Raw genomic sequence first — 13159 nt, forward strand, 5'->3', positions numbered from 1 at the left:
TGATTTCAGACCTTCATCAGAAAATAAAACCTGCGAGGAAATCCTATGACATCTGAGCGAATCCAACCCATCGACGAGTCCAGGATGCCGGTGCCGCCGGAGTACGGCAGCCACCTGCTGCCGGCCGGCGCCCAGCAACAGGCTCATTTCGAATGGCAGGAGACCGAAGAGGTCCAGCTGCGGGATTATCTCGATGTGATCCTCCGCCGAAAATGGCTGATCGCGACCGTACTCATGCTGGTTTTTCTGTCGACACTGATTTTCACTCTGGCGGCAACCCGAATTTACGAGTCCTCGGCCGTTATCGAGGTAAGCCAGCAAACGCCCCACGTGACAACCTTTCAGGAAGTGCTGGGGTCCGAGATTCAGGCCAGGGAGTTTTATGAAACCCAGGTGGAACTCATTGGCAGCAAGGCGATGATCGATCGCGTGATCGACAAACTCGATCTGTTGGCCCACCCGGTGGTCAAAAAAACCGTTTTTGGCGACGGCCGGGACGGAATCCTGAATCGATTGAGCCGTGTGTTGAAGTCGCTTGTGGGGAATGTGTTTGGCGGTCAGATCCAATCCGCAGTTTCCGGAGATATCGCCGCCCATCAACGGGTCGCCGAATATATTTCGGAGAACCTGGCAGTAACGCCCAGCCGGAAATCCATGTTGATCAACGTTGCTTTCCGTTCTCCCGACCGCCACCTGTCCCGGTCCGTGGTCAACGCGCTGATCGAAGATTTTATCGGTTGGAAGATGGAGTTGAAGGTCGAGGCCTCCGGCATGGCTCGGGATTTTCTGATGATGCAAATGGACCGGGCCAAAATCAACCTGGAACGGGCCGAAGAGCGTTTGAACGACTTCGCCAAACACGCCGGCATCGTTTCCCTCGATGCCCGCATCAACAGCATCTATCGACATATGGAGGAGTTGAACGCTTCCTTTGCCAAGGCAGAGGCCGACATGATCGCCAAGGCGGCCGTCTATGAGCAGGCGGTCAAGGAAGGGCCGGCCAATCTACCGCAGGTGCTGGGCAGCGATCTGATTGCCAGCCTGAAGAACAGGTATGCCGAACTCAGCGCCCGTTACGAGGAATTGAAGACCACCTTTCACGACGGCTATCCCAAGGTAAAAACACTGAAGTCGAGCATGGACAATATCGCCGCCCTGATCGCCGCCCAGGAGGAGGGCATCTTCCTGTCCATTGCCAACGAGTACGAGTCGGCAAAAAAAATTGTCCGCGCCATGGAAAAACGGATCGAACACCAAAAGGCCCTGGTGCTCGATCTGAACGACCGCGCCACCCAGTATTCGATCATGGCCCGTGAAGTGGAAACCAACAAAGAAATTTACCAGAGTCTGCTACAGCGCGCCAAAGAAATCGAATCAATGGCAGGTGTCTCATCCAGCAACATTCAGATAGTCAATCGGGCCGCCCTGCCCCTTGAGGCCGTTAAACCGAACGTCAAACTCAATCTACTCCTGGCTGTGGTGCTGGGCCTGCTGGGAGGCATGGCATGCGCATTCACCGCCGAGTATTTCGCCGATACAGTGACCCACCCCGGTGAAATCAGCGACCGATTCCACATTCCCCTGCTGGGAACGATTCCCCAGGCCAAACCGGATAAATTGGGGTTGGAGAAAGCCTTTTGGCGCCACCCCCGATCGGCATTCTCCGAGGCCATTCGTTCGGCAAGAGTTTCGGTGCAGCTTTCCGGTTCAGGAAACCGCAGCAAGTGTTTTCTCATCACCAGTACTCTCCCCAGTGAAGGAAAGACCACCATGGCGATCAATCTGGCGCTGAGTTTCGCTGCGGCGGGAGAAAAGACCGTGATTATCGATGTAGACCTGCGCAAACCCCGCCTGCATGAGGTTTTCGATCTCAAGCACCGCGTCAATGGCAACGGAGTTTCCAGTTTTCTGGCCGGCATAACCGGGAAGCTCAAAATCTACAACGGCCACACCCAAAAACTGAGTGTCATCCCTTCGGGACCGGTTCCCCCGAATCCGGCGGAACTGCTGGCTTCCCGTCGGTTCAGACTTCTGCTCGACGACTTGGTTGGACGCTACGACCGGGTCATCCTGGACGGACCGCCCCACATTGGCTTTGCCGACACTCTCATCCTTTCCAAAATCGTCGGCGGCATCGTTCTGGTCAGCAGTGTGGGAGAATCCAGCCGTGAAGCGATCGCTCACTTCAAACGATCCATCCAAAACGTGAATGGCGCGATTCTGGGCTGCATTGTGAACAAAGTCGATTTCAACCGGAAATATGGATACGGCGGCTATTACCAATCCTACAAGACCTATGCCGGGTATGGGCAGGATCAGGATGCCGCCCACTCATTTCCGCAGCGACTGAATTAAAGGCAATTCCATGATTGCCCATCGTCAAATGCAATTGCTGACCCGGTTTGTCAGGCAGGTTCAAAACCGTTTGGATACCCCGTCTCTCATCGTCATGATCGCCGCCAATGACCATTACCTGCGCCTGTGCCAGACCATTGTCAATCCAGCGGCCGCATCATCACCCTTTTCCAGGGAAATTATCGAACGGGTCTGCCGCAATCACGGTTGGCGTCTGAGGGATCTCCAGGAGAGGCTCGCGCCTGCAGCCAGGGCTCTCGGAATCGCATCCGCGAATGGAGGCAGCGCCGATTATTACCGGATACTCGGTATCCGGGAAACAGCCAGCCCGCGGGAAATCAAACAAGCCTACCGCAGCCGGGCGCTCCATCTGCATCCCGACACCTCGAGGGATACGAAAGACAGCGTCCGTCGTTTCCAGGAGCTCCACGATGCCTATCAAACTCTGCGTGATCCGGCGCTGCGAGACGTTTACGACGCCGGCCGCCGCCAGCGTTCACGGTGGCACGAGCATCCCATGCGGTTTCTTTCGGCCGACGGCCGAGCCACGCTCTACCTGTGGTATGTCGGCGGCCTGCTGGTGGTGTTTATTGTATTGTTTTTTGCATTGGATGCAATTTCGGCATCTTGAAGGTGGCACGAATGCCCGCATCCCAACAAAAATGCCGCCCGTAAGCGCCGCCGGTTTTGATTCCCAGGTGGCAGAAAGGGCGTTGAGCCAACAATTTCATTCTCAACAAAACAGGAGATCATGTCATGCATCGCTTTAGTAAAAAAGGGAAGGCCATCAGTCGGCTGGCACTGGCTCTAACGGTTTACATGATCGGTCAAAGCGTCGCCGTATGGGCCGGGTCGGATCGAATTTATCCCACGGGCAAGGTGACCTTGTTGCGGGGCGATCGCACCGTCGGGGTATACACCCGGGAAGCGCCGTTGCCGAACGGTACGATCCTGTCAACCCAAGGCCGGTGCGGCATCAAGTTGAACGATTTGTATCTGGTTGCCGAGGATCAGTGTGTTTTTTCGATAAACACCACCGGCCGGCAGCGGCACCTGTTTATCAGGCAGGGAAGCGTCTATTTTAAAACGCGCGGGATGAAGCACACCTTGACGCTCTTCACTCCAAATGGAGCAATCAGCGTCCAACGCATCCGACTCAACGCCGGCTTTGACGATGCCTTTCTCAAAGGCTACATCTCGGTGTCCGATGAGAGAAGCGAACTGGGCGTCGCCGAAGGCGGGTCCATGGATGTTTTTACCGATGACGGCCTGATGACCATTCCAGCGGGCAAGAAGATCATTCTGGCTCAGGCCGACATGGACATCGGACTGCCGGAAGAAGAACCGCCGGCCGCACGGGAGCCGCCGGAGACCGAAAAAGGCTGGTCCACCGGAACGAAGGTCGCCGTCGGCACATTGGGTGTCGGCGCCGTCGCCGGTATTCTGATGGGACTTGGCGGTGGCGGTGGGGGTGGCGATGGTGGTGGCGGCGGCGGTTCCGTCAGCCCGTCTGCACCCTGATGTCCAACTGAATGGAACATAGATCAGCGCCCGGACGTAAAAAAGCGTCCAGCAACAAAGGAGCAAACGCAGTGAACGACACCATGGCTTCAGATCCGCGCATCGAATGGATGCATCGGCAGCGAACGGCGGGAAGGATTTTACTATTATTGCTGGCGGCGGTCACCATTCTCGGTTCATGCGCCCCTCTTTCCACTCCTGCCAACGAAGAAACCGATAGCGAACCGGTGGCCGCATATTATCTGAAAGCGGATGAAATCAACCGGATGAATACGATGATTCTATCCCGGGCCCAGACGGTCTCCCCCCCTGGCGAATATCTATTAGGAGAGGGGGACCTGTTGCAGATCAGCGTCTTCGAGGCTGAAGAACTCGACTCTAAGGTGCGGGTCAGTTCCCGTGGGCTCATCAATCTGCCCCTGATCGAAACCGTTGCCGTAAAAGGGCTCACCGCCATCCAGGCCGAAGAGAAGATCGAAGCCCTCTACAGAGCATCGTATATCAAAAATCCCCATGTCACTATTTTTGTCGAAGAACATATCAGCCAGCGGATTACCCTGGTAGGGCAGTTCAAAATCCCCGGCACCTATGATTATCCGAGCAAGCAGCGATTGCTGGATGTGATCGCCTTGGGTGGAGGGATGAATGAAAAGGCCGGGCAGTTGGTTCAGGTTCGCAGATCCCGCTCCGTTTCGGGACAGCCGGATACCTTCATGATCGACCTGGATCAGTTGATCACACAGGGCAATACCCAACTCAATATAGAAATCAATGGGGGAGATGTTGTTTTTATCCCTGAAGCCGGCGTTTTTTTCGTGGATGGTTCCGTGAGACGTCCCGGCGCCTATGCCATCAAGCACCATACTGTAGTTCAGGAAGCTATAGTGGAGGCCGGCGGCTTTGAAACCTGGGCAAAAAAAGATGCAATTAAATTGCTCCGCGTGTTTGAAAATGGGGAGCGGAAGGTGATCGACCTTGATCTCAGTTTGTCGGATGTCCGGGAGATGGCTATCAACGACCGCGATATTCTGGTGGTGGAAGAAAGCGGTGCGGCCGGATTCATGAAAGGTTTCGGCGTGTCGTTTCTCGGCACCGGTTTCAGTTATTATGGGCGATAAATCGAATCAATCCGTTCAACCACCCACAGGAAATTCAACTTCCCTTTCCGATGCATTCATGCTGATGAGTTAGATGCATCAGCGGCAGCCTTCACACCAGAGATAGAAATTATCCTTTTATATTAAGGCCTTCTATTTTCAACTGTGGGCCACTTTGAAATTTTAAAGCCTCTGATTAACTTTTGATCTTGTTCACCGCAGATCGGCACTGAAGCGATACCCCTTGAATACTTTTCCTTATTTCAAGTTGTAAACGCTTCCGACCCTGCGGTAAAAGGATCAAACGTTTCTTGGAGGCTTTTTTTATGGTCTCTTGTCAGGTAAATCAATCGTCACCAATAAAAGCGACGCGCTTTTTTGACTCTTGATTAAATTCTTGTATATGATAGCCGACAAATGAACCGTTTCGATCCACATTTGGCTTTCACAAACAGGACGAAAACCGCCGAATATGTACCTCAGGCACTATCACTTAGAAAAAAAGCCCTTCGATTTAGCTCCAAATCCAACATTTCTATGGCTGGGGGAAAAGCACAATGAAGCCCTATCCACTTTGAAATATGGAGTTTTTTCAGATATGGGGTTTCTACTTCTCACCGGTGATGTGGGAGTGGGCAAAACCGCGCTGATCCATAGACTGATCAGCGAAATCGATCCTGCAACCATTGTTGCGTTCATTACAGATCCCGGGGTGAGTATCCACGATTTTTTCCGGCTTTTGTATAACGAATATAAAATTGACAAGGAATTCCGCAACAAAGCTGAATTTTTGATCGAGTTTGAAAAATTCCTGCGTCGATCTGACCAGGAGAACAAAAGCGTCCTGCTTATTGTGGACGAAGCCCAACGTCTAAGCCATAAGCTTTTGGATGAAATAAGAGTGCTTTCCAACATTGAACGAAACGACCGGAAACTAATAAACATTTTTTTTGTAGGCCAGCCTGAATTCATTGATCTGGTGACGGACAACAAAAACCGGGCCATCAGACAGCGGATTGCCATCAACTACCACATTCAGGCGCTGAATGAGGATGAAACCGGGCAATATATCACCCACCGGTTGAAAGTAGCCGGCGCCGTCCAACCCATATTCACGCCCGACGCATTTAGCGAAATATTTCGTCTAACCGATGGCTATCCACGCGCCATCAACATTCTTTGCAATCATGCCCTGATTGAAGGATATGCATCCGGCATCCAGACAATTGATGCAGAAACGGTCAGGAAATGCAAACAGGACGTCAACATAAGATCCGGCAAGACGGTAAAACATACCGATGTACAACGATCTCCAAAACCCGTCCTGCGCGAAAAAATGCCGCATCCTGCAGACCGTTCAACCGCCAGATGGGTATCGCCATGGCTGCTCGCCGGTATTTTGGTCGCCGCTGTGACGGCTTATTATTTTTTGAGATTCGAACCTCACTGGACAAATCGAAACAATACCCAAACGCAAATTGCGGAATCCATCCGACCACCGGAAAAAATAACGGAAATAGAGACATTACCAACACCTGAAAAAATTGAAATTTTTGTTTCAGCTCCAAAAATAGAAAAAATCGATCACAGCAAAGAAGCCAATGTAAAAGATAGACCGGCTTCCAGTGACCAACCACAGCCAATGATAATTGCCCGGGCCACCTCCCCACCGGTATCATCCCCGAAAGAGCCAGCAGAAACGGTCCCTCCGTCTATTGCAGCGCCTGCCTCACCGCCGGAGTGGTCCAATTGGCCTGACGCCGGAAAACAAGGAAAACGTTCTTATGGATATGATGGCCAGGAGACGCTTGATAACCGGACCGAAGATGCAACCGGAGACACGACCGCAACGGACCAGTCGGTCACAAGTCTAGAGGACGACGGTCAGCAGACCTTCTCGGAGAAAAAAATTGAAGGTTATAGTGGCAAAACAACCCAGGATAATAGGGGATCGAATCTGCAGGATGAACTCCCCCTCCAAAAGGAGGTTCCCAAGCCTGAAACATCAGCCGCCAAAGAAAAACCCAAGGACGAGGATGAGCCACCAACGCCGATAAAAGCGACCATCGAAAATTTAACAGCACAATTGCCTGCCGATCATAAGAATGACAGCCAATCGTTTCAATCTGATGAACCAGTGCCACCCTCAACGGGAATAATTGCTTTGGCTGGCAGTCAAACCAAAGCGCCGAAGAATAATATTACCCCGTCGGAAAATGCGGCCGTAAAACCAGATTCGGCGACTGCAAAGGAAAAGAATGCCGATGCGTCCAGCACCACCAAACCCCGAAGCGAACACCAGGAACAGTCCTCGTCCCTTGCACTGAAAGAAGGGTCCTTGAAACCAGCCGCTGTCGACCAGACGCCCTCACCTGAAACCGCGGCACCAGAAAAACTGCCTCCCGTCAATCTCCCTGAAACAACAATGGCGTCGAAATCGGACGCTCTACTTGAACGGCCGACGAACCGGAGTGGAGCCGGTTCGGCTCCGGTGGAGGAGCCGGATGTCAACCTTATGGAAGATCGGCTGCGTTCGTTTCTCAACTTGTATTGCAGCACGTATGCGGAAAAAAATTTGGACGGCTTTACTTCTTTTTTTACAGCCAATGCTTTGGAAAACGGGAAGCCGTTCGAGAGCCTCTTGCCGAAGTATAAAAGGAATTTTACCTATATCGATAAGATCCAATACCAAATCGAACTGCAGCAATTTACTTATGATAAAAGCGAGAAAATCGTCAAAATAGAAGGTGATTTCTTTCTGAAATGGCTGCCTTCCGGAAAAAATTGGCGGGAAAATTCGGGCAAGATTTTCATGGATCTTCAAAAAAACGGTTCTACATTTCTGGTGCAGCGTCTGAACTACTTCGGCCACCATTCCCAAAAAAAATAACCATCCTTACAAGAATTCCGCGAACGCTAACAGCTTGTTGAACACGATAGCGAATAAATCCCATTAGTGCCCTTTGTTCATCGGAGAGCCAATCTATCGAATCGAAATTGGCTTTTCAACGTTTTCTATTGGGGAGAATGAGCCTCTATGCATGGCGGTGGTCAGGAAAGGTGCGGTGGTACAGGCGGGTGAGTTCAAGGGGAGAGAAGGCCGTTCTTTTTCTCAGGGACTCGTCCTGGACCACCGAAAGCAACCTTCGGGTTTCATCGTCATTCAGAACCACACCAGCTTGTTTCATGAGATGTCGGATCACGCTGGTTCCGCTATACCGCCCCACCACCAACCGGGAACGCTTATGCCCCACAGTCTCGGGGGAAAACGGCTGATAGGAGGACGGGTCTTTCAACAGGGCCGCACAGTGGATACCCGATTCATGGGTGAAAACCGCTTCGCCCACAACGGGTCGGTCCGGCGCAATCTTACGGTTGGTGATCCGGGCTACCCATTGGCAGACCGTTGCCAATCGGCGTGTATCGACCGACGAAGATCGATTCTCAAGGGTTTTGGCCGCTACAGCCACCTGCTCCAATGCCGCGTTGCCGGCCCGCTCGCCGAGTCCGTTGACCGTTACGCTGACCGCCTGTGCCCCTGCCTCGATGGCGCTGACCGCATTGGCCGTCGCCATTCCCAGATCGTTGTGGCCGTGAAATTCAAGTGAGGTTTTCCCCAGCAAAGGAATCAGCCGTCGGACCAGTTCGGTGACATGGAAAGGGCGGGTCAGGCCGACGGTGTCGGCGATGCGCACCCGGTGCGCACCGCAAGCGGATGCCATGCAGATGAAGGTGTTGAGAAAACCGGGATCTGCCCGAAAGGCGTCCTGTGCACCCACGGACACCAGTTGGAATCGCCCCAGCGCCGATGGTATCAGATTGCAAAGCTGTTCCTGAACCCACCTTTGAGTTTTTCCCATGGCCTGTAAAAGGACCGACGAGACCGGAAAGCTGATGTGGACCCCCGCGGTTCCGGTTTCTGCAGCCATGTCGATATCTTTTTGGACGGCCCGGCACCAGCTTGTGAGAAGAGCGGAAGGGTTCAAGGCAACCATGGCGCGTATATCGCGGCAGGCCGAGTGCCCCATGGCCGGGATGCCGACTTCCAGCTCGTCCACACCAGCGTCGTCCAACAGGCGAACGAGTGCCAGCTTCTCGGCGGTGCGAAACGCCACACCGGGAGCCTGTTCTCCGTCGCGCAGGGTTGTGTCGATGATCCACACCCGCCCGCTATCGGAAAAACCGTTAATCTGGCCTTGTTTTTCCATCTTTAAGTCCAAGGACCGGGTGCCCCCTTTCGATTAAAAAGCACCGCTGTTTTCGGCCTTGGCTGCCGGATCCGGAACAGCACATTTTTTCCCGATTATTTTGCATCGCCTGAACTCAGTGTACGGATAGATTCGATCTTGTCCAGGTCGTAATACGTGTTGGCCGTGGTTCCGTCGGGTTCGGTCTCGGTGAGGCGCACGAACTTTTCGTTTAAAAAGAGGACGGCGGTTTCGTAAATCTTGCCTTCGTTGATCTGCAACCGAAGCCCCTTGCGCAGCTTGCGCGACATGGTGCCGTGCAGGGGCATGGATGCATATTCAAAAATCTTTTCCCAGGTTGATTTCATTTTTCATTCTCCAAAGAATCTGTTTACAATTATGCCACCGCGGACGCCGGCCGGTTTTGCGGAACATGTTGATCGACGAACTCGGCCACTTCCTTGCCCACGGACAGGATCTCACGGATCGCATTGTCTCCCGGCGGCTCACGATGCTCCACGGTCAAGGCGCACATATGGTCGATACTTTCGATCTGCCGAATCCGGTCGGCCATTTCAGGGTCCAGGGGACATACCGCCGACAAGGATTCCACCAGCCCGGACAGGGTATTGTCTACCGGCATTTGATGGTGGTAGTGGGCCAATCCCACGATGAGTTTTTCAATGGCCATGGCGGCCAGTTGGAAAATCAGTTCGTTATTGAACACTGCGGGGCGGGAGACGCCTTTACTGGCGGTCTTCAGATATTCTCGTCCGGCCTGAATAAAGTCCTGCCAACCGCTGATGGATTGAATCTGCATGGGGCCTCTTCTTTTGCTGCGGGGGTGCCCGGCAACTGTTGTCAGGCGATCAGAAGATTGTCGACCACCTCTCCGTCTTCCAAAGCATCTAAAATCTCGTCGACCGTGTCCTCGCTTTCCACACCTCCGTACCAGTGCCCCATGGGGTACACCACCATCACCGGCCCATGGTCACAGGCCTTCATGCATCCAGTACTGGTAATCTGGGCGTTTAGCCCACGATCGAGGATTTCGTTTTCGATGTAAGGCAAAAGGTCCGTGGCGCCCTTTTTATTGCAAACGCCTTTTGGATCGCCGCCGGCGCGGAAACTTGCACAGACAAAAATGTGGTATTCGGGTTTTTCCATTTTCAATTGTTCTCCATGTTTTGATCGATTCGTAAAAAGCGATTCCGGGCGTTTACCGTGAGCATCACATACACCCCATTCCCGCCATGGGATGCTGCTTGTTGCAGGCCTCGATATCCCGCCGGACCATGAAGTTCATGCTGTAGCCCTCGAAAACGGCTTCGGCGGCCTCTTCGATCATGCCGTCCAGTTCCAGAATATCGATCTTCTTTTTGCTCAGCACACGGCGGGGATTATCGCCGATACCGGCAACCATCAACGCCCTGCAATCGCTGAGCAGTTTACCAAGATCCTCCCAGCGCTGCAGACCGCCGCCCGGTTCGGGCGTCTTACGGGCTTCGACGAAATAAATCTCGCCATCGTCCCGGCGCCCATAGATCAACAGCTCTTCGGCCTTGCCGAGCTTCTGATTGACCAGGACACCTTCCAGGCTGGCCACCGCCACGTAAGGTCGCGTCTCGCCTAATATTTCGGGAAGTTGGGCGCATTCCTGCAGCTTCTCGTTGACTGCGCAACCGTTTTCCTGACCCATGATTCCCACTGCATCAGCTCGGCAGCGTTTGCAGTGGTACATCTGGGGGATATGCCGGGCCGCCTTTTTACGGATCGCGGTAACAACCTCCTTGGACGGTTCTTCCAAATTAGCGAATTTGGCGCCCGCGTTGGGATAAAAAGGAATGCAGTTGAGAATGTCCACCCGCAAATCAGCCATCTTCTCGGCCACCGACTCGATGTGGGTTTCGTTGACACCCGGCACGATAATAGTGTTGACCTTGGTGGTGACGTTTTTCTCCTTGAGGCGGATAATGGCTTCGAGCTGTTTTTCCAGCAGGACATCGAAGCCGGCCCTGGGCCCCAGCACCTTTTTGCCGTGGCGGACAAAAGCGTACAATTGGGAGCCGATTTCAGAATCGATTGCATTCAGGGTTATGGTAACATGGCTGACATTCAGTTCGGCCAGTTCGTCGATATACGGACCGATACCCAGTCCGTTTGTCGCAAGGCAAAGGATCATCTCGGGGTAACGTTTTCTCGTCAGCCGCAGCGTCTCCATGGTTTCGTCGGGGTTGGCGAACGGGTCCCCCGGCCCTGCAATGCCTACGACCGAGATGTTTTTCACTTCCTCCAATACATATTCGAGATAGGCCATGGCCTGATGCGGGGTCAGGACTGCACTGGTTACGCCGGGCCGGCTTTCGTTCACGCAGTCGTATTTGCGATCACAGTAGTTGCATTGAATATTGCAGCGGGGCGCCACGGGAAGGTGCACCCTTCCGTATTTACCTCTCATCTTGGCATTGAAACAGGGGTGGTGTTCTATATTCATGATTTCCGATTCCTAATTTCTGGTTTAGGGTTTATCGTTCAAGGTTCAGAGTTGAGAAAGATACGGATTGGTCGGGGCTGGAAGCCGCTCCAACAATCCCTTAATTCCTGAATCCAGAATTGATTCTCCATCAACCCTACATATAGAAGTACCCTACGGCCGACGAATCCTGCTTGGACGCAATAATCGTGTTGGTAATGGTATCGAAGAGTTGCTGGGCGCCGCGGTACCCCACATGTACGATTCTCGCCCCTCCCATGCGGTCGTGAATCGGAAAACCGATGCGAATCAGCGGTTTTTGCATTTCCCTGGCAATTTTGTAGCCCTTGCTGTTGCCGATTAGGAAATCAGGATTGACCTTTCTGGCGGCCTTGCCGATCTCGACGAAATCGACACCTTCCATGACCTGGATCTGTTTCTCATCGAAATCGGCAACAACCTGACGCAGCTTCGCCTCGAGGTGGCCGCTTTTCCCGCCCGATGCACAAAGGGCGGGAACAACGCCGATCTCCGACAAAAAGGAGGTTATGCCGATGACCAGATCCTCTTCTCCGTAAACCACGGCGCGTGCCTCGAAAACATACTTGTGTCCGTCCGCGTATGCGTCGATAAGGCGCGCACGTTCCTGATGATACTTTTCCGGAATGGGCCTGCCGGTGCTGGCTGCAAGGCAATCGAACAAAACATCCGTCTCCTTAATGCCGATGGGCATTCCGATACCGTAATTGGGGATGCCAAATTTTTCGGACAACAACTTCCCCGCGCTTTTCGTTTCGGACAGAACCCTTCCCAATTCAATGCTCGCCAGGGCATCGCCCATGGCGGTGATCCGTTTGACAGGCGCCCCCCCCTGGGGAATTTTATGGTACTGGGTCCACATGGGACCGTCGAGGGTTTGCGAGTAGTCGGGCAGCATGTTGCAGGGAATGCCGAAATCGTCGAAGATCTCCTGGAAATGTCGGTAGTCGGCCGGCGACAGCATACCGGGGAAAAAATTGATGCCTGCATCCGGGCGGTCTTGCTTTTCGGCCAGGGCGTCGACCGTGGCCTTAACCGCTGCGTGGAAACCGTCCACATGAGTTCCCGAATAACTGGGAGTGGAAACGGAAACAATTGCCGGACGGTTGCCATCGGCGTTGTTGCGGGCATAACTCTTTACAATCGACTCCACGTCGTCACCGATCGTCTCGCTCAGGCAGGTCGTCCCGATCCCGATCAAGGCCGGTCGATACTGCTGGATGAGGTTGTCTATGGCCAGTTTCAAATTGGCGCCGCCGCCGAACACCGCGGTTTCTTCGGTAAAATTGGAAGAGGCAATATCCACCGGTTCGTTGAAATGGCTGATCAGATAGCGGCGAATGTAGGTGGAGCATCCCTGGGACCCGTGCAGCAGGGGCACGGTGTTTTCGATTCCTCTGAAAACCAGTGAGGCTCCAAGCGGACTGCAAAGCTTGCAGGCATTGCTTGTGGCCTTGTATTCGACTTTTTCCTGGGTTTTCATTGTT

At 53.3% G+C, this 13159-nt stretch carries 11 protein-coding genes; 5 read left to right on the forward strand and 6 right to left on the reverse strand.

Annotated elements, in window-relative coordinates; translation table 11 throughout:
• The first annotated feature begins 45 nt into the window (after positions 1 to 45).
• The 5 genes from GN111_RS15215 to GN111_RS15235 all read left to right on the forward strand — a co-directional run bounded on the left by GN111_RS15215 (position 46) and on the right by GN111_RS15235 (position 7863).
• Positions 46 to 2355 carry a GumC family protein gene (locus GN111_RS15215; protein WP_155304563.1) on the forward strand — a complete coding sequence of 770 codons (2310 nt, stop codon included), beginning with the start codon at positions 46 to 48 and terminating at the stop codon, positions 2353 to 2355.
• Positions 2356 to 2365: 10 nt separating this feature from the next.
• Entirely contained in the window at positions 2366 to 2986 is a 621-nt protein-coding gene (locus GN111_RS15220) for a J domain-containing protein (protein WP_155304564.1), read from the forward strand.
• A gap of 125 nt (positions 2987 to 3111) precedes the next feature.
• Entirely contained in the window at positions 3112 to 3876 is a 765-nt protein-coding gene (locus tag GN111_RS33530; RefSeq protein WP_176603293.1) for a hypothetical protein, read from the forward strand.
• A 71-nt stretch (positions 3877 to 3947) separates the two neighbouring features.
• Positions 3948 to 4994 (forward strand): polysaccharide biosynthesis/export family protein, encoded by a 1047-nt coding sequence (locus GN111_RS15230; RefSeq protein ID WP_170302319.1) that lies wholly within the window; start codon positions 3948 to 3950, stop codon positions 4992 to 4994.
• Positions 4995 to 5445: 451 nt separating this feature from the next.
• Positions 5446 to 7863, forward strand: coding sequence for an AAA family ATPase (locus tag GN111_RS15235; RefSeq protein ID WP_155304566.1), 2418 nt, complete (start codon positions 5446 to 5448; stop codon positions 7861 to 7863).
• Between the two features lie 145 nt (positions 7864 to 8008).
• On the opposite strand, the gene GN111_RS15240 is transcribed toward GN111_RS15235, so the two are convergent.
• From GN111_RS15240 to GN111_RS15265, 6 genes are all read right to left on the reverse strand, one after another.
• Positions 8009 to 9181, reverse strand: a complete 1173-nt coding sequence (locus GN111_RS15240) for a hydroxymethylglutaryl-CoA lyase-like TIM-barrel protein (RefSeq protein ID WP_155304567.1) — start codon at positions 9179 to 9181, stop codon at positions 8009 to 8011.
• Between the two features lie 95 nt (positions 9182 to 9276).
• Positions 9277 to 9528: a hypothetical protein gene (locus GN111_RS15245; RefSeq protein ID WP_155304568.1), complete on the reverse strand. Its 252-nt coding sequence runs from the start codon at positions 9526 to 9528 to the stop codon at positions 9277 to 9279.
• Positions 9529 to 9557: 29 nt separating this feature from the next.
• Positions 9558 to 9980 carry a hypothetical protein gene (locus GN111_RS15250; protein WP_155304569.1) on the reverse strand — a complete coding sequence of 141 codons (423 nt, stop codon included), beginning with the start codon at positions 9978 to 9980 and terminating at the stop codon, positions 9558 to 9560.
• Between the two features lie 41 nt (positions 9981 to 10021).
• On the reverse strand, positions 10022 to 10327 hold the full coding sequence (locus GN111_RS15255) for a (2Fe-2S) ferredoxin domain-containing protein (protein WP_155304570.1): 306 nt from the start codon (positions 10325 to 10327) through the stop codon (positions 10022 to 10024).
• Between the two features lie 64 nt (positions 10328 to 10391).
• Entirely contained in the window at positions 10392 to 11654 is a 1263-nt protein-coding gene (locus GN111_RS15260; RefSeq protein WP_155304571.1) for a radical SAM protein, read from the reverse strand.
• Positions 11655 to 11790: 136 nt separating this feature from the next.
• On the reverse strand, positions 11791 to 13155 hold the full coding sequence (locus tag GN111_RS15265) for a nitrogenase component 1 (protein ID WP_155304572.1): 1365 nt from the start codon (positions 13153 to 13155) through the stop codon (positions 11791 to 11793).
• Positions 13156 to 13159 lie beyond the last annotated feature (4 nt).

The organism is Desulfosarcina widdelii, assembly GCF_009688965.1.
Lineage (GTDB): Bacteria > Desulfobacterota > Desulfobacteria > Desulfobacterales > Desulfosarcinaceae > Desulfosarcina > Desulfosarcina widdelii.

Excerpts from the sequence above, each read along its gene's own strand:
- GN111_RS15215 (WP_155304563.1), top strand. The coding sequence starts at position 46 with ATGACATCTGAGCGAATCCAACCCATCGACGAGTCCAGGATGCCGGTG.
- GN111_RS15220 (WP_155304564.1), top strand. The coding sequence starts at position 2,366 with ATGATTGCCCATCGTCAAATGCAATTGCTGACCCGGTTTGTCAGGCAG.
- GN111_RS33530 (WP_176603293.1), top strand. The coding sequence starts at position 3,112 with ATGCATCGCTTTAGTAAAAAAGGGAAGGCCATCAGTCGGCTGGCACTG.
- GN111_RS15235 (WP_155304566.1), top strand. The coding sequence starts at position 5,446 with ATGTACCTCAGGCACTATCACTTAGAAAAAAAGCCCTTCGATTTAGCT.
- GN111_RS15240 (WP_155304567.1), bottom strand. The coding sequence starts at position 9,181 with ATGGAAAAACAAGGCCAGATTAACGGTTTTTCCGATAGCGGGCGGGTG.
- GN111_RS15245 (WP_155304568.1), bottom strand. The coding sequence starts at position 9,528 with ATGAAATCAACCTGGGAAAAGATTTTTGAATATGCATCCATGCCCCTG.
- GN111_RS15250 (WP_155304569.1), bottom strand. The coding sequence starts at position 9,980 with ATGCAGATTCAATCCATCAGCGGTTGGCAGGACTTTATTCAGGCCGGA.
- GN111_RS15255 (WP_155304570.1), bottom strand. The coding sequence starts at position 10,327 with ATGGAAAAACCCGAATACCACATTTTTGTCTGTGCAAGTTTCCGCGCC.
- GN111_RS15260 (WP_155304571.1), bottom strand. The coding sequence starts at position 11,654 with ATGAATATAGAACACCACCCCTGTTTCAATGCCAAGATGAGAGGTAAA.
- GN111_RS15265 (WP_155304572.1), bottom strand. The coding sequence starts at position 13,155 with ATGAAAACCCAGGAAAAAGTCGAATACAAGGCCACAAGCAATGCCTGC.